This window comes from Rhodococcus ruitaii (genome assembly GCF_055230935.1).
This window is the reverse complement of the sequence record NZ_JBUYWC010000021.1, coordinates 36,891-53,024: the sequence shown is the minus strand read 5'-3', so window position 1 is coordinate 53,024 and position 16,134 is coordinate 36,891. Positions and strand designations below refer to the sequence as shown.

Here is a 16,134-nt window from a genome sequence, read left to right as displayed (position 1 = left end):
GGGGGGTCGGTCAGTGGTGGAACAGGCGGGTCAGTTCGGTCAGCCACGGGACGGCGACGGCGACGGTGGGGACGATGAGGATCGCGGCGGCGGCCATGTAGGCGCATGCGGAGAGGGTGAGGTCGGGGCCGGGATCGGCGAGGCGGCGTACCCGCAGCAGGGTGGAGGGTCCGCCGACGGCGAGGGCGCCGGTCGGGGCGTGGGCGTCGGCGCAGGTGACGAGGGCTCGGGCGAGGGGGGTGGGTCCGGTGAGACGCACGGCGGAGTCGTCGGCGAGCATTTCGACGAGGAGCTGCACGGAGCCGAGTGCCGATCCGGAACGGACCCAGCGGGGGAATGCTTCGTAGACGGCGGTGAATGCTTCGAGGACGAGGTCGTGTCGGGCACGTAGGTGGGAGTGTTCGTGGCGTAGGACGGCGCTGAGTTCGTCGTCGGTGAGGTTGTCGAGAGTGCCTTCGGACAGGACGACACGGTGCCGGATGCCGGGCAGGCAGTAGGCGATGGGGTCGGTGCTGTCGAGGATCCGCACGTGGGGGAGGGTGCGGACGGCGGAGAGGTTGTCGCGGCGGTCGAGGAGGTCGACGAGCATGCGGTGGCGGGCTCGGCGGCGGCGGGTGCGGACACCGACGCGCACGATCGAGTAGATCAGGCGTCCGCCGATGAGCAGGGTGAGTGTGAAGACGACGATGTAGGTCAGCCACAGTGGGAGTCCGAGTGCGTCGATTTCTTCGAGGGGACCGGTGGTGGGGCGGCCGTCGTGGCCGGGGACGAGGAGGCGGCTGGCGATGGCCAGGCCGGAGCTGAACGCCGAGAGGACGGCGGCCAGGGCGATGGCCTGCCACAGCACCAGTGCGGCGCGTGGGTTGCGGTGTGGCCAGGTGGCGCGGGAGAGGAGCCCCGGCACCGGGCCCGCGAGGAGTAGCGCAAGTATGCCGAATACGAGCGCGGTGGTCGCATCCATGGAGTCGAGTGTGTCAGCTCGCCTTTCCCGCGGGTCGGTCGGTGCTGTGCTGGGTTTCGAGTTCGGCCAGTGCGGCGCGCAGTGCAGCTGCTTCGTCGGCGCCGACCCGGCCGACGAAGTGGACGAGTGCGGCGGTGCGGCCGGCGGTTTCGTCGGCCTGGTCGAGTGCGTCGACCATGAGGCCGGCGACAAGTTCGTCGCGGCCGTGGACCGGGAGGTAGCGGTGGGCGCGGTCGTCGCGTTGCTGGATGACGAGGTTCTTCTTCGCGAGGCGTTGAAGGACAGTCATGACGGTGGTGTATGCGAGGGAGCGCCGCGCGGAGAGTCCTTCGTGGACCTGTCGCACGGTCTGGGGTTCGGTGGAGGACCACAGGTGGTCCATCACTGCTCGCTCGAGTTCGCCTAGTGCTGCCATACCGTGATTCTACGGAGTCTCCGACATTCGTGCGTACTACCTAGGGTCGTAGCTTCTCGGGCGGGGTGTCGCCGCCCGTGGTGCCGTAGACGTGGCGGGTGCCGATGGGCACGATCAGGGGTCGGCCGGAGACCGGGTCGTCGATGACGGAGGCGTCGAGCCCGAATACGTCGTGGAGGAGTTCGACGGAGATGATCTCGGCCGGGGGGCCGGAGGCGATGACTTTGCCGTCGCGCATGACGACGAGGTGGTCGCTGTAGCGGACGGCGAGGTTGAGGTCGTGCAGGACCATCACCACGGTGCGGCCGAGTTCGCTGTGCAACTGGTCGACGAGGTCGAGGACTTCGATGGAGTGTGCGAGGTCGAGGTAGGTGGTGGGTTCGTCGAGCAGCAGGATGTCGGTGCCCTGGGCGAGGGCCATCGAGATCCAGGCGCGTTGGCGTTGGCCACCGGAGAGTTCGTCGACGGGCCGGTCGGCGAGGTCGGCGATGCCGGTGCGGGCGAGGGCGGTGGCGACGACGTCTTCGTCGTCGCCGGACCATTGCTGCATCCACGATTGGTGCGGGTGACGGCCGCGGGCGACGAGGTCGGCGACGGTGAGCCCTTCGGGCGCGGTCGGTGCTTGGGGAAGCATGCCGAGGACTCGGGCGACGTCGCGGGTGCGCATCGTGGTGATCTTGTGGCCGTCGAGTACGACGTGTCCGTCGCGGGGTTTGAGCAGGCGGCTCAGGGCGCGCAGCAGGGTGGATTTGCCGCAGCCGTTGGGGCCGATGATGGTGGTGACCACGCCGGTGGGGATCTCGAGGTCGAGGTCGTCGACGATGAGGCGGTCTCCGTAACCGAGTCCGAGATGTTCGGCGACGAGCCGCGGGTCGGCGGGTGCCGGGGCGTCTGCGGGGTGCGTGTCGAGGGGCTGGGCGTGGGTCACACTGACACCTTCCGGTTGGAGCGCACGAGCAGATACAGCAGGAATGGGCCGCCGAGCGCGGAGGTTACGAGGCCGACCGGCAGGGAGACCGGCAGGATGGTGCGGGCGATGATGTCGGCGCCGACGACGAGCGTGGCGCCGGTCAGCGCGGAGGCGATGATCGGGGGGCCGGCGGAGCGGACGAGCCGGAGCGCGAGCTGGGGTGCGGCGAGTGCGACGAAGCCGATGGGTCCGGCGGCGGCGGTCGCGACGGCGGCGAGCGCACAGGCGGCGATGAGGAGCATGCCCTGTTGGGATTGCAGGCGGATCCCGAGTGAGCGAGCGGTGTCGTCGCCGAGGCGCAGGGCGCCGATGGTGAACGAGGCGATGATCGTCCAGGTACCGATGACAGCGAGGGCGATGCCGGCGGGGATGACCTGACTCCAGCTGATGCCGTTGAGGGAGCCTGTCAGCCAGACCTGGGCGCGGGAGACGTCGTTGATGTCGGCGGAGACGAGCATCCAGTTGGTCAGGGCGATCAGCATGGCGTTGGCGCCGATGCCGATGAGCACGAGTCGGAATCCGTCGATGCCGTTCTTCCAGGCGAGCAGGTAGATCGCGGCGGCGGTGAGCAGGCCGCCGGCGAGGGCGGCCAGGGGCAGGCCGAGTGCGGCGAGGAGGCCGACGATGCTGCCGCCGCTGGTGACGACGATCAGGGCGACGGCGGCTGCGCTCGCGCCGGCGGTGATGCCGAGGATGTCGGGGCTGGCCAGGGCGTTGCGTGACAGGGACTGGGTGATGGCACCGGAGACGGCGAGGCAGGCGCCGACGACGAGCGCGCCGATGCCGCGGGGGAGTCGCAGGTCGAGGACGATGAACCGGTCGAGTCGTTCACCGCCGCCGAGGAGCACCTCGATGACCTGGGGGACGGACATCGGGTAGTCGCCGCGACCGAGCCCGACGCACAGGAGCAGGAACGCGGCGACGACGAGCAGGGTGCACACGAGCACGTGGCGGCCGCGCCACACCACGGAGAACCGGCCGACGCGGAAGGCGGGGCGGGCGGGTACGGCGGTGGAGAGCTGGATGGGGGTGCGGCGGCGGGGATCCTTGCCTGTGGCGGGTGTGGTTGCGGTGGGGATCTTCGTCAGGTCGGTCACAGCGACACCAGCTTCCGGCGGCGGACGAGGGCAATGAAGAACGGGGCGCCGACCAGGGCGAGCACGATGCCGACCTGCAGTTCGCCGGGACGCACGACGATGCGGCCGATGACGTCGGCGAGGACGAGCAGCACACCGCCGAGCAGGCCCGCGTAGGGGACGAGCCAGCGGTAGTCCGGGCCGGTGATGGCGCGGGCGATGTGCGGGACGATGAGGCCGACGAACGCGATGGGGCCGCATGCGGCGGTGGCGGCGCCGGTGAGGATGGTGATCACGGCGATGCCGATGACGCGGGTCAGGATGATGTTGGTGCCCAGGGAGCGGGCGACGTCTTCGCCGAGGCTGAGTACGTTGAGTCCGGGGGTGCTCGCGAGGGCGATGACGAGGCCGACGACGATGAACGGCAGGACCTGCCAGAGCACGTCCATGCCGCGTCCGGCGACGGATCCGACCACCCAGAAGCGGTAGCCGTCGAGGCTGGTCTGGTCGAGCAGGACGACGGTTTGGATCATCGCCTGGAGGAAGAAGGCGACGGCGGCGCCGGCGAGGGCCAGGCTCAGGGGGCTCGAGCCGCCGTTGCCGATGGAGGCGAACCCAAACACGATGACGCTGGCGAACAGGGAGCCGGCGAAGGCGAACCACAGGTACTCGGCGGGGGTGCTGGTGCCCAGCAGGTAGATCGAGAGCACCACGAACAACGCTGCCCCGGCGTTGATGCCGAGGAGGCCGGCGTCGGCGAGGGGGTTGCGGGTGTGACCTTGGATGAGGGCGCCGGCCACCCCGAGGGCGATGCCGACGAGCAGCCCGAGCACGGTGCGGGGGATGCGCAGGGAGTGGATGATCACGTCGGTTTCGGCGCCGTCGTTGACGAACAGTGCGTGGAACACCTCGGTGAAGGTCATCGGTCGGGCCCCGATCGCGACGCTGGCGAGCAGGACGAGCACGAGCATCACGGCGAGGGTGAGCAGTCCGAGGAGCCGCCTGCGGCGGATCCCGGCGACGCTGGTGTCCGCGGGCAGCGGCGTGAATCCGTCGTCGTCGGCGGTACGGGACGTGACGACCTCGGTGTGGCGGCGCAGCAGGGCGCGGCGGGCGCCGACGGGAGTGCCGGTGTCCGGGTCGCGGGTGATCAGGTCGGTCCAGGTCTTGCCGAGACTCGCGCCGGTGCGCCCTTCCCGGTGGCCGCGGTTCCACAGCAGCACTCCGGCGGTGGCGGCGAGTGCGGCGCCACCGAAGACGACGCGGTCGGTCTGTCCGCCGCCGTTGGCGTCGGCGAGGGTGTCGACGAGCAGTGCGCCGATGATCAGGGGGACGACGAGGAGGGCGAGGTCCAGCAGTTCCGCGACGACGCGCCGGGCCGTGGTGGGCGGTCCGGTCAACTCGATGGTCGTGGGTTCGGTGGCCGTGAGTTCTGGGGCGGGGGGTCGAATGGTGGCCACGTGCGTGGGGCGCTCCTCGTGACGGCGTGCTCGGGTAGGACTACTGGAGGTTAGGTTACGGAATCCTATTTTGGTCTGTCACCGGGTGGGGCTGACGGTAGTTGCGGTTTCGGTGTGGCGGGTTGCGCGACCCCCGCCCCGAATGTAATGGTTAGCCTTACCTAAGCGATCTGCTGGATTCCTGTCGACAAGAGAGGTGTCGGATGACGACTCTGCTGCTGCCGCCGACCACCACGGCTCCGGTCCCCACGTTCGACGACCGGAGCGTCCGCGCATTCGAGGACGGGAGCGTCCGTGCATTCGAGGACACCCGCACCCGCCTGCGGGCGCTCGCCGCGGGATCGCCCCGCGTCTACGCCGTGGCCTGTATCGACGAAGAACCCAAGCGCCGCTGGTGGAGCCTCGGCAGCGCCGAGCGCACCGAACGCATCGAACTGCTCTACCGGCGCTCCCTCGAGGATGTCGACGAACCGCGCATCGCCGCGGAGCAGGTTGCCGCTGCGCTCATCCACGCCGTCGTCGGCCGGGTGCTCGCCCCGCTTGCTCTCGAGGGGCGCGTGTGGGATCCCGGGCTCGACAATCTCTGGCTGCACCAGGACAGCGACGGATGCATCGACTGGGCCGGCGTCGCCGACGACACCCTGAGGGTCCTTCCGGGGGACCGGGCTGCCGCCGATCGTGCAGTCGTGGTGCTGCCGTGCGAGGAAGCCATGGCGGTGTGGACGGCACATCGCGCCGTGACCGCCCTGGCCGCGGTGTACGAGGCCGTGCAGCGATGCGCCCCACTCGACCGCACCCGATTCTGGGCGATGGTCGGACGCACGGTCGTCACCGGCGCATCGCAGCTGCCTGTCCTCGGCGGAGCCTCCCGGCGCGACGCGACGCGACGCGGCCAGCAGTTGCTCGATGCCTTCGTGGCCGCGGGCCATCCCGTGCGAGGCCTTGTGGGATTAGGTCAGCCTTCCCTATAGTGAAAGACACGCACCACCGGACCGCGCCGGAGTCCTGAGGGCTGCAGTGACTCCCGGTCCATCCCGACGGCGGGCCTCGCACTCACCACGCGAGGCCCGCCGCTCTGTTCGGTCACCTCCCGGGTGGCCGTCGGCCCACCCGCTGCGCAACAGTCGGAGAATGCGTTCGTGTCCTACCATCGTTCGACGGCCACCGGCGCCCGGCGGCCTCGATCGACCAGGAGAGTTCGCAGACATGACCGATCAGTCCACCCCGGACCGCGCCAGCACCTCACTCGACGCCGCCGATGTGACCGACCTCAACCGTGCGGGATTCGGAACAGCGCTCGGCCTCGAATTCCTCGACGTGACCGCCGACGGCGTCCGGGCCCGGTGGACGGTGACCCCCGACCAGCATCAGCCGTACGGCATTGTGCACGGCGGCGTGTACTGCGCGGTCATCGAGACGATCGCGAGCATGGGCGGCGCCGTCTGGTTCGGTGACCGGGGCAACGTCGTCGGTGTCAACAACAACACCGACTTCCTGCGCGCAACCAGAGAGGGTGTTCTCACTGCCGTCGGCACCCCCATCCACCGCGGACGCACCCAGCAGCTGTGGCGGGTGGTGATCACCGACGAGCAGGACCGCACCATCTCGCAGGGACAGGTGCGGCTGGCGAACATCGAGGACAGCACCCGCATCGGGCACTGAGGTGCGTCGGGCTCACCGTCAGCCGGCGGCCTTGCGGTCGGCCGACGGCGAGTCCGGGTTCGTCTCGCCGACGCCCTCCGTGCCCGTTCCCGCACCGTTCTCGTGGTCGCGGAGCCGCTCGATGGCGATCCGCGCGAAGACCTGTTGTTCGGTCGCCGCCATCTCGTTGCGTCCCGCAGAGAAGAATGCCTGCGCCCACGACAGCAACGTCGACATCTTCGATGAGAATCCCACCAGATACAGCAGGTGGATGAACAACCAGGCGATCCAGCCGAGGAAGCCACTGATCTCGAGTTTGCCGACCTTCGCGACGGCGCTGAATCGTGAGATGGTGGCCATCGACCCCTTGTCGAAATACTTGAACGGTGCCCGCTGTGACGGGTCCTGCCCCTCGAGCGTGCCCGCGATCTGCTTCGCCGCGTACCTGCCGCCCTGCATCGCGACCTGCGCGAGTCCAGGAAGCTTGTCGAGCGACATCATGTCGCCGATCACGAAGACATTCGGGTACCCCGGCAGCGACAGATCGGGTAATACTTCGACCCGGCCCGCCCGATCGATGCCGGCGCCGGACTGATCCGCAAGCTGCCTGCCGAGCGGACTCGCCGACACCCCCGCCGACCACACCTTGCACTGCGATTCGAGACGCCGTTCGGTGCCGTCCTTCTCCTTGACCGTCAGACCGTCGGCGTCGACCCCGGTGACCATCGCACCCAACTGGATCTCCACACCGAGCCCCTCGAGGGTTCGTCGAGCCTTCTTCGACAGCTTCCCGCCGTACACCGGCAGCACGTCCGACGCGCCGTCGAGCAGCACCACCCGCGCCCGCGTCGTATCGATACTGCGGAAGGTGCCCTTGAGAGTGCGATGCGCCAACTCCGCGATCTGGCCAGCCAGCTCCACCCCGGTCGGGCCCGCGCCCACCACCACGAAGGTGAGCAGCCGGGTCTGCTCTTCGGGGTCGTCCGACAACTCGGCCTGCTCGAACGCACCCAGGATCCGGCCGCGCAACTCGAGCGCATCGTCGATCGTCTTCATACCGGGCGCGAACTCGGCGAAGTGATCGTTGCCGAAATAGGACTGACCGGCGCCGGCCGCGACGATCAGCGAGTCGAAGCCGGTGACGGTACGTCGCTCCAGGAACTGCGACGTGACCGTCCCGTTGTCGAGGTCGATGTCGTCGACTTCCCCGAGTAGTACCTGGGTGTTCTCCTGCTTGCGCAGCACCATGCGCGTGGCGGGGGCGATGTCGCCGACCGAGAGGATGCCCGTCGCCACCTGATAGAGCAGCGGCTGGAACAGGTGATGGGTGGTGCGCGCCACCAAGGTGACGTCCGCATCGGCGCGGTCGAGGGCCTGCGCGGCGAACAACCCACCGAACCCTGATCCGATCACCACGACGCGATGACGAGCAGCTCCCACCGATTCGACGCTCATGCAAGCTCCTTCGTTGTTCTCGGTGCGTGCTCACGCGCGGTGCGCACCTCGACACTGCGGTTCGGATCCCAGTCTGTCAGCTCTCGGCGTCGCTCACAGTGCGATCGGGTCCGCCGAGCAATCCGTAGACGGGGTTGTGGCGGGCCGCGTGCCGCACCGCGTCGTTCGTCGCCGAGGTGTAGATCTGCACGGTTTGCAGCGACCGATGCCCGAGCAGCTGCTGCAACTCGACCATCGTCGCGCCGTTGTCGGCCAGCGACGTCGCGAAGGTGTGCCGGAGTGCATGCGCGAGTGCGCCACGTTTGCGTTCGGATTCGATACCCGCCCGCCGATACATGCGCCGCACCCGGTATTGCAGGGTGCCGCGGGTGATGCGCTGCCCGTCGGCGCCGACGAACAGCGGATCGGTGGGGGTGTGCCGCTCCCACACCGGCAGATCCGCGCGGTCGGCGAGCACCGAACGCCGCGGCGGCGGGAACCGGGCATAGCGCTCCTGCAGGTAGGCGGACACGATCGCCGTCCAGCTGTCTTCGAGAGGGATCTCTCGTTCGACCGCACCCTTGCCGTGCACCCGCAGCACCGGGGTGTCGAGCCCGCCGAGGATGTGCCCGAGATCCAGCGAGATCAACTCCTCCGACCGGATACCGGTGAGCAGCAGGGTCGCGACCAGCGCCAGATCTCGTTGCGGCCAATCCCGCGGCGACCCACTCGGGTGCTGTGTGTCGTGAGTCAAGGAGTCGACGAGTTGCCCGACGGCGGCCGGTTTGAAGGCCTTCGGGGTGTGCTCGGGGCGTTTCGGCTGGGTGATCGAGGCCATCGGATTGCCCTCGGAGAGCCCCTCGGTGACGAGAAAGTTGCAGAAGTTGTTCCATACCGACCATGCGCGCCGCACCGACGCCGGTTGGCGTTCGCGCGCGAACGTGGCGAACGCCGAACGCAGCGCGCGGATCGTGAGGTCTGCGATGGCCAACGTGTCCGGGCTGCCGCCGCGCGCCGCGGCGAGCGCAGCACACACCCCGTGTAGGTCGAGGCGGTAGGCCTTGACGGTGTGCGCCGAGCGTTTCGCGGTCTGCAGGGTCTCCAGGTATGACGCGATCCAGTCGAGGAGGCCCGGTTCGTCCCGGCTCGTCATCGGAATGTCCACCTTCCCGCGGTCGTACGCATGTGCGAATCCAGTGTGCCAGGCGGTGCCGACGTGTTCGGTGGGGCGGGTGGTTCGTGAGGTTCAGGATTGCCGGCCCACTGTGGAACCGGCACCCAATGAGGCAGCAGCGTGTCACGGTCACCGCGCGCCGCCGCGACCTGCGGGCCGGTCAGGAACAGCGCCGACGACAGATCGGCAGCGTCGAGGCGGGTATCGCGAAGATCCGCTCCGAGCAGATCCACCGCGGTCAGGTCGCAGCCACGGAGATCCGCACCGATCAGGCAGGCTCCGCGCAGATCTGCGCCACACAGCCGCAGGCCACGCAGCGACCGGCCCGCGAGGTCCGCGCCGGGATGCAACCGGGGATCGGGTTCGATGGCCGCGAGGTACGACGCGCGCAGTTCGGTGCTGATGTCGACGAGCAGGGCGCGCACCAGTTCGTGCAGCGTGTCCAGATCGAGAGTGAGCAATTCGGAGGCCTCGGACCGGGTGTATCCGGTGATCGTCGCGGCCAACTCAGCGGCGGCGGTGGCGTCGTCGGGGTCGAGGACGCGATCGGTTGCCTCGTGGAGGTACCAGAGCATCTCGTGCAACTGCTTCATCCTCGGGAACACCGCGCCGGTGAGGTGGGCGGGGGTCCGGTCGGTGACGGCTTGCCCGGCGCCGAAGCAGTCGAACACGGTGCAGCCACGGTACCCGCGTGGGAGCAGCGCCTCGTGGATCGTGCAGCCATGATCCGCGGCGAGGTGCGCGCAGGGCGTTCCGGCCGGCTTGTCGGTCGCGAACTCCGTGGATCGGGAGAATCCGAAGACGGTGCAGCACAACGCATAACACTGTCGACAGTCGCCGCGTAGCTCGGCGCGAGGCAGGGGGGTGCAGGAAGGGGTGGGCATGAGAACTCCGGGTGAGGGTGATTCCAGTGGAAGACGGACGCGGGGAACCCGGCATCGGGTTCCCACGCGGGGCACACGGAATCACCGCCGCTCGTCGGCGGCGCTCACGAGCGATACGAGAGTCTCGGCTCACGCACAACAGTTGATGTTCACTACCCGACACGCTATCAGTGCGGACACGGTCTCAACGGCGGCGGGTTTCGAGGAGTCGCAGCCACACTTCGCTGATCGTGGGGTAGGCCGGGACGGCATGCCACAGCAGACCGAGGGGCACCTTCCCGACGATCGCGACGGTGGCGGCGTGGACGAGTTCGGCGACCTCGGAGCCGACGAAGGTGGCGCCGACGAGGACATCGGTGCCGCGATCGACGACAAGCGCTGCGTGACCGGTGAAGTCGTCGCGGTGCAGGGCGGCCCCGGCGACGTCGATGTCGGCCTCGAGCACCTCGACGTCGAGACCTGCATCGCGAGCGGATGCGGCGGTGTGCCCGACGGAGGAGATCTCCGGGACGGTGAAGATCACCTGGGGGACCTGCCCGTGGTCGGCGCTCGCCCGGTAGCGGGAATCGTCCAGTGGGCGATTCTCGGCGCGGGCGGCGATGACGTCGCCGCACACCCGGGCCTGATATTTCCCCATGTGCGTCAGGGCGGCGCGACCGTTGACGTCACCGACCGCGTACAACCAGGTGCCGTCGACCCCGGTGACGGTGAGGTGGTCGTCGACGGTCATGTTGCCGGTGTCGAGGCCGATAGTGTCGAGGCCGAGGTGGTCGACGGCGGCGCGGCGACCGGTCGCGACGACGAGTTCGTCGACCTCGAGGGTGGTGCCGTCGGTCAACTCCGCGGTGACGGGACCACCGTGGATCATGCCGACGCCGGTGTCGCGGACGTCGCGGCGCGTCACCGAGGTCACTTCGGTTCCGAACCGCAGCCGGACGTCGCGGGTGTGCATCCGGTCGGCGACGGCATCGGAGGCAAACGGTTCGACCCGCGCGAGCAGGCGTGGTCCGCGGACCACGACGGTGACCTCGTCCGCGCCGAGTTGTCGTAGCCACGTGGCGGTTTCGCAGGCGACGACACCGCCACCGATCACGAGGACCCGGCGTGGGATCTGCTGCAGGTTCGTCGCATCGCGGGACGTCCAGGGCAGCGCGGCGCGTAGTCCGGGCAGGTCGGGGACGGTGGCGACGGTGCCGGTGGCGAGGACGACGGCGTGGCGGGCGTGCAGGGTGCGAGGGTGGTCGCCGTCGACGGTGACGGTGCGGGGTCCGGTGAGGTGCGCGTGGCCGCGGATCACGTCGATGCCGGCGGCGTCGGCCCACAGCACTTGGGAGGAGTCGTCGTGGCCGGAGGTGAACCGGTCGCGGCGGGTCAGGACGGCAGAGGTGTCGACGTGGTCGGCGGTGACGTGTTGTTGCACGCCGGGCATGTGCGTGGCGGTGGCGAGGACCTGGGTGGGGCGCAGCAGGGCTTTACTGGGCATGCATGCCCAGTAGGAGCATTCGCCGCCGACCAGTTCGTGTTCGACGAGGGCGGCGGTGCGGTCGGATCCGGCGATGGCGTACTGCGCGGCGTTCTCGCCGGCGGGGCCTGCGCCGAGCACGATCACGTCGAAGGTATCGGGGTCGGTGGAGGCGGAGTCGGACGGGTCGGAACTCACCTTTTCACAGTAGGTCGCTGCTGCGTGTTGCGGAGCCGTTCGGCCCGTTACCGCAGGTGCGGTGACTGTTCGTCGAAGATCAATCCCATCGGGGCGAGGACGCGCACGACCTGTTCGGCGACCTGTTCGGGGAGGTCACTCAACACCACCGAGTGCCAGGGGGTGACGACGAGGGGGAGTTCGACGGCGGCGAGGAATTCGGCGAGGCGGGCGGGGAGTACACCGCCGGGTAGGCCTCCGGCGAGGGTGACGGTGCCGTCCGGTTGGTCGAGCCATCCGATCGGTGGGTTCGGGGGCGTGGGTACGGCGACCGGGGTGTCGGTGGGTGCGGTGTCGGCGGGGGCGGTGTCGTCGAACAGGAGGTCGACGGCAGCGGCAGGGTCGGATCGGCGGGTCCCGGTGTCCTCGCCGGCGAGGGTCAGGGCCCATTCGTCGCCCGGTAGGGCGAGCAGTGCGCGATCGGGGGTCAGCGCGACGACGTCGCCGGTGCCGTCGTCGAGTCCGAGTGTCACGCCGGCGCTCGCGGTGGGCAGGCGGGTCAGTGCGGTGTCGGTGAGGGGCCGGATGTCGCGGAGTCCGCCGATGCGTCCACTGAGGGGGGACGCGAGCAGGTGCGGCAGCGCGGGGTGGTCCACGGTGAATCCGGCGTCGGTGACGGCGGTGGTCAGGAGCGCGGGGACACCGTGCAGGCGCAGGTGGGCGCGCGGAGTCAGGTGCAGGACGCCGCCGGCGTGGGTGTGCGCGAGGTCGGCGAGGGTCTGCAGTTGTGCGGCGGTCAGCGTTCCGGCGGGCAGATGCACGTCCACTGCAGTGCTGTCGTCGGTCGGGTTCGTCGCGGTCACACCGTCCAGTATCCGGATGGGGGAGCAGTCCACGGAACCGCACCGAAAAGACTTTCCTTTACAGGATGGGATAACTATATTCTCATCAATGAGAGTGCGGTACTCCACCTGTGGGGTGCCACCGAGACGAGAGGCGCTGCATGCTGCTCGAACCCACGCCCGACCAGGACTTCTTCCGCGACACCACCGCCCGGTTCCTCCAGGAACGCGCCCCGGTCGCGGTCCTGCGAGGCCTGCGCGACGACGCCGCCGGATTCGATGCGGGCTTCTGGCGTGCCGGGGCCGAGCTGGGCTGGACCAGCCTGCTCGTCGACGAAGCCCACGGCGGTGGCTCCATCAGCGACTCGGGGCTGATCGACCTGACCTTGATCGCGTACGAGTTCGGCCGGCACGCCGCGCCCGGACCGCTCGTCCCGGCGAATGTGGTCGCAGCGTTGCTGGGCCGGCACGGCAACCATCCGGACACCCTCGCCGGGTTGCTCGACGGCTCCGTCACCGCCGCGTGGTGCTCGGCCGAACCACCTCTGCAGGCCCGCGCCGCCACTGCCCCGCTGACGATCACCGTCGACGGCGACGACGTGCTCGTGCACGGCACCAAACGCCCCGTCGAAGCCGCCGGCACCGCCGAGGTGCTGCTGGTGACCGGCCGCACCGGCGACGGACTCAGCCACGTGCTCGTCCCCCGCGACACGCCCGGTGTGACCGTCACCGCGATGCGCTCGGTGGATCTGACCCGCCGATACGCGACGGTCGAGTTCGACGATGTGCGGCTACCCGCGAGCGCGCTGCTCGGCGCCGCGGGCGACGGCGGCGCCGACGACGAGCACGCCCGACATCTGGCGATCGTGCTGGGCTGCGCCGAAACCGTCGGGGCGCTGCAGACCGCATTCGACACCACCGTGGGGTGGGTATTCGACCGGTACTCGTTCGGCCGTGCCCTGGCCTCGTACCAGGCCATCAAACACCGATTCGCAGACATGAAGATGTGGCTCGAGGCGTGTCACGCGATCAGCGACACCGCCGCTGCCGCCGTCGCCGCGGACACCCCCGACGCGGCCCGCCTGTCGAGCGCGGCCAAGGCCTACATCGGCGACCACGCTTCCGATCTGATGCAGGAATGTGTGCAGTTCCACGGCGGCATCGGTCTGACCTTCGAACATGACCTGCACCTGTACACCCGGCGCGTCGCCGCGAACCGGTCCACCTACGGCACCCCGGCCGAACACCGCCGGATACTCGCCGATACCGCCATCTCGGCCGCCGCCACGTCGAAGGAGAACGCACAGTGACCCAGACCGAGGTCGAGATCGAAACCCTCGACGAGTTCCGCGCCCGTGCCCGCACCTGGATCCGCGCCACTCTCGCGCCCGCCGATCCCGCCGCACACGTCGGGGTGCTGCGCAAGGAAACCTCCGACGAGGACGAACTCGCCGCCGTCGTCCACGACCGCGCACTGCAACGGTCGATGTTCGACGCCGGGCTCGCCGGGATCAGTATTCCCCGTCAGTACGGCGGGCAGGGACTGACCCCCGCACACCAGCGGGTCCTCAACGACGAACTCGCCGGCTTCGAGTATCCGGCGCGCTTGCAGGCACCGACGTTCGTGCCGTGTGCGGCAGTACTGCTCGAGTTCGGCACCGAGGAACAGAAGGCGCGGCACATCCCGGCGATCCTGCGCGGCGAGGAACTCTGGATGCAGATGCTTTCCGAACCCAGCAGCGGGTCCGACGTCGCCGGCGCGGTGACCACCGCGGTGCGTGACGGCGACGACTGGATCCTCAACGGCTCGAAGATCTGGACCACCGGCGCCTGGTGGTCCGACTGGGCGTTGTGCCTGGCCCGCACCAATTGGGATGTCCCCAAGCATCGCGGGTTGACGGTGTTCATGGTGCCGTTGAAGGCCGAGGGCATCGAGGTGCACCGCATCGAGATGCTCAGCGGATCGAAGGAGTTCTGCCAAGAATTCATGACCGACGTGCGGATCCCGGACAGCGACCGGATCGGGGAGATCGACGCCGGCTGGACCGTCGGCACCCGCTGGATGTTCCACGAACGGCTGCTGCTGCGGTCTCCGTACGCAACGTTGCCGGCCGGCAGCAGCCGCGGCGGCTCCCGCACCGCGGAACTCCTCGAGGTCGCCCGCGACGCGGGCCGCCTCGACGATCCCCTCGCCCGTGATCTGATCGGCGAGGCCGACACTCTCGAACTGGTCAAGAACGCGCTGCAGCAGCGAGTCGGGCAGGCCATGACGACCGGCGCAATGACCGACCAGGCCGCGAGCATCCTGCGATTGATGTCCGGGGAAGTCGCCACTCGCCTCACCACGATCATCTACGAGATGACCGGCGCCGACGGCGCGGCGTGGGACACCGCGGACGGCGCAGTGGCCGAATGCGGCACCGATTTCCTCATGCAGCAGTCGTACACGATTGCCGGCGGCACCACCGAGATGGCCCGCAACACGATCAGTGAGCGGGTGTTGGGGATGCCCCGTGAACGCAGCCACGACCCGAACCTCGCGTTCCGCGACGTGCCCCGCAGCGCCCCGACCACCGGATGAGCTGTCGTCACACGCACACCGGTGATTGTTCCGTAAGGTGGGCGCATGCCTGATGGGGGAGTCACCACACCGACGTTCGCCGACCTCGTCGCCGCCCAGTACGTGCTGCTGAGCACGTTCCGGAAGAACGGCACCGCCGTCGCCACCGCCGTGTGGGCGGTCGCCGACGGGGATCGACTGCTGGTGTGGACGGCGACCGGTTCGCACAAGGTCGGTCGGCTGCGCCGCGATCCGCGCGTCACCCTCGCGGTGTGTGATGCCCTGGGTCGTCCGCGCAGCGCCGCGGTGCCGGGCACGGCAGTGGTGCTCGACGAGGCGGGCACCGAGCACACCCGATCCGCGATCATCGGCAAGTACCGGCTGTTCGGGTGGCTGACCGTCAAGGGCAGCCTGCTGCGGCGCGGCCGGTCCGGGACCATCGGATTGGCGTGCACCCTCGACTGACCCGCACAGTCGATATCGGAAAGCCGTACCCCCGAACACCCTAGGAGTATTGTGAGTGTCCACGATTTCACCGTCACCACCGCCGACGGCGGCACCGAATCCCTCGGTGTGCACCGCGGTAAGCACCTGCTGATCGTCAACGTCGCGAGCAAATGCGGCCTGACCCCACAGTACGAAGGCCTCGAGGCGCTGCACCGCGAGAAGGTGGCCGCCGGGCTGCAGATCCTCGGGTTCCCGTGCAACCAGTTCGGCGGGCAGGAACCGGGCACCGACAGCGAAATCCAGGAGTTCTGCTCGGTGAACTACGACGTGACCTTCCCCGTCTACGGCAAGATCGACGTCAACGGTGACGACGCGGCACCGCTGTACACGTACCTGCGTGAGCAGGCCCCCGGCGACTTCGGCCCCCACAACGGATTCCTGTTCGAGCACGTGAGCACGTCCAGTCCCGAAGCGATCGGCACCGACGAAGTGAAGTGGAACTTCACCAAGTTCCTCGTCGACCCCGAGGGTGCGGTGGTGCGCCGATTCGAGCCCACTGTCACCCCCGAGGAGATCGCGAAGGAACTCGCCGACCTGCTCTAGGATCGTAGGCTGCCGAGGGAAGCTGTGG

At 69.1% G+C, this 16,134-nt stretch carries 16 protein-coding genes; 6 read left to right on the top strand and 10 right to left on the bottom strand.

Annotated elements, in window-relative coordinates; genetic code table 11:
* Positions 1 to 10 precede the first annotated feature (10 nt).
* The 5 genes from ACZI8W_RS23400 to ACZI8W_RS23380 form a co-directional block, all read right to left on the bottom strand.
* Complete coding sequence (locus ACZI8W_RS23400; protein WP_463370910.1) at positions 11 to 961, bottom strand: M56 family metallopeptidase; 951 nt, start codon at positions 959 to 961, stop codon at positions 11 to 13.
* A 13-nt stretch (positions 962 to 974) separates the two neighbouring features.
* Positions 975 to 1,376 carry a BlaI/MecI/CopY family transcriptional regulator gene (locus ACZI8W_RS23395; RefSeq protein WP_463370909.1) on the bottom strand — a complete coding sequence of 134 codons (402 nt, stop codon included), beginning with the start codon at positions 1,374 to 1,376 and terminating at the stop codon, positions 975 to 977.
* Positions 1,377 to 1,416: 40 nt separating this feature from the next.
* The gene (locus tag ACZI8W_RS23390) at positions 1,417 to 2,304 is read right to left on the bottom strand and encodes an ABC transporter ATP-binding protein (RefSeq protein ID WP_463370908.1); all 888 of its coding nucleotides are present in this window, start codon (positions 2,302 to 2,304) and stop codon (positions 1,417 to 1,419) included.
* A complete protein-coding gene (locus tag ACZI8W_RS23385) occupies positions 2,301 to 3,371 on the bottom strand; it encodes a FecCD family ABC transporter permease (protein WP_463370953.1) in 1,071 nt (356 codons plus the stop codon). Before ACZI8W_RS23385 ends, ACZI8W_RS23390 begins: the two co-directional genes overlap by 4 nt.
* 68 nt (positions 3,372 to 3,439) lie before the next feature.
* Positions 3,440 to 4,873 (bottom strand): FecCD family ABC transporter permease, encoded by a 1,434-nt coding sequence (locus tag ACZI8W_RS23380; RefSeq protein ID WP_463370952.1) that lies wholly within the window; start codon positions 4,871 to 4,873, stop codon positions 3,440 to 3,442.
* A gap of 212 nt (positions 4,874 to 5,085) precedes the next feature.
* Here ACZI8W_RS23380 and ACZI8W_RS23375 point away from each other — a divergent pair, with 212 nt between their 5' ends.
* Both ACZI8W_RS23375 and ACZI8W_RS23370 read left to right on the top strand, forming a co-directional pair.
* Positions 5,086 to 5,853, top strand: coding sequence for a hypothetical protein (locus tag ACZI8W_RS23375; RefSeq protein ID WP_463370907.1), 768 nt, complete (start codon positions 5,086 to 5,088; stop codon positions 5,851 to 5,853).
* Positions 5,854 to 6,088: 235 nt separating this feature from the next.
* Positions 6,089 to 6,544 carry a PaaI family thioesterase gene (locus tag ACZI8W_RS23370; RefSeq protein WP_463370906.1) on the top strand — a complete coding sequence of 152 codons (456 nt, stop codon included), beginning with the start codon at positions 6,089 to 6,091 and terminating at the stop codon, positions 6,542 to 6,544.
* Positions 6,545 to 6,562: 18 nt separating this feature from the next.
* On the opposite strand, the gene ACZI8W_RS23365 is transcribed toward ACZI8W_RS23370, so the two are convergent.
* From ACZI8W_RS23365 to ACZI8W_RS23345, 5 genes are all read right to left on the bottom strand, one after another.
* Positions 6,563 to 7,978 (bottom strand): NAD(P)/FAD-dependent oxidoreductase, encoded by a 1,416-nt coding sequence (locus ACZI8W_RS23365; protein ID WP_463370905.1) that lies wholly within the window; start codon positions 7,976 to 7,978, stop codon positions 6,563 to 6,565.
* Between the two features lie 76 nt (positions 7,979 to 8,054).
* Positions 8,055 to 9,110 (bottom strand): tyrosine-type recombinase/integrase, encoded by a 1,056-nt coding sequence (locus ACZI8W_RS23360; RefSeq protein ID WP_463370904.1) that lies wholly within the window; start codon positions 9,108 to 9,110, stop codon positions 8,055 to 8,057.
* Positions 9,107 to 10,015, bottom strand: a complete 909-nt coding sequence (locus ACZI8W_RS23355; RefSeq protein WP_463370903.1) for a pentapeptide repeat-containing protein — start codon at positions 10,013 to 10,015, stop codon at positions 9,107 to 9,109. Before ACZI8W_RS23355 ends, ACZI8W_RS23360 begins: the two co-directional genes overlap by 4 nt.
* Before the next feature lie 184 nt (positions 10,016 to 10,199).
* Entirely contained in the window at positions 10,200 to 11,675 is a 1,476-nt protein-coding gene (locus ACZI8W_RS23350) for a dihydrolipoyl dehydrogenase family protein (RefSeq protein ID WP_463370902.1), read from the bottom strand.
* A gap of 47 nt (positions 11,676 to 11,722) precedes the next feature.
* Positions 11,723 to 12,517: a precorrin-3B synthase gene (locus tag ACZI8W_RS23345; RefSeq protein ID WP_463370901.1), complete on the bottom strand. Its 795-nt coding sequence runs from the start codon at positions 12,515 to 12,517 to the stop codon at positions 11,723 to 11,725.
* Positions 12,518 to 12,657: 140 nt separating this feature from the next.
* Here ACZI8W_RS23345 and ACZI8W_RS23340 point away from each other — a divergent pair, with 140 nt between their 5' ends.
* From ACZI8W_RS23340 to ACZI8W_RS23325, 4 genes are read left to right on the top strand one after another with little or no spacing between them, the layout of a single operon-like run.
* The gene (locus tag ACZI8W_RS23340) at positions 12,658 to 13,806 is read left to right on the top strand and encodes an acyl-CoA dehydrogenase family protein (protein WP_463370900.1); all 1,149 of its coding nucleotides are present in this window, start codon (positions 12,658 to 12,660) and stop codon (positions 13,804 to 13,806) included.
* Positions 13,803 to 15,077, top strand: coding sequence for an acyl-CoA dehydrogenase family protein (locus tag ACZI8W_RS23335; RefSeq protein ID WP_463370899.1), 1,275 nt, complete (start codon positions 13,803 to 13,805; stop codon positions 15,075 to 15,077). The genes ACZI8W_RS23340 and ACZI8W_RS23335 overlap by 4 nt, the downstream gene beginning before the upstream one ends.
* A gap of 45 nt (positions 15,078 to 15,122) precedes the next feature.
* Positions 15,123 to 15,521, top strand: coding sequence for a PPOX class F420-dependent oxidoreductase (locus tag ACZI8W_RS23330; RefSeq protein ID WP_463370898.1), 399 nt, complete (start codon positions 15,123 to 15,125; stop codon positions 15,519 to 15,521).
* A gap of 51 nt (positions 15,522 to 15,572) precedes the next feature.
* The gene (locus tag ACZI8W_RS23325; protein ID WP_463370897.1) at positions 15,573 to 16,106 is read left to right on the top strand and encodes a glutathione peroxidase; all 534 of its coding nucleotides are present in this window, start codon (positions 15,573 to 15,575) and stop codon (positions 16,104 to 16,106) included.
* The last annotated feature ends 28 nt before the right edge of the window (positions 16,107 to 16,134 follow it).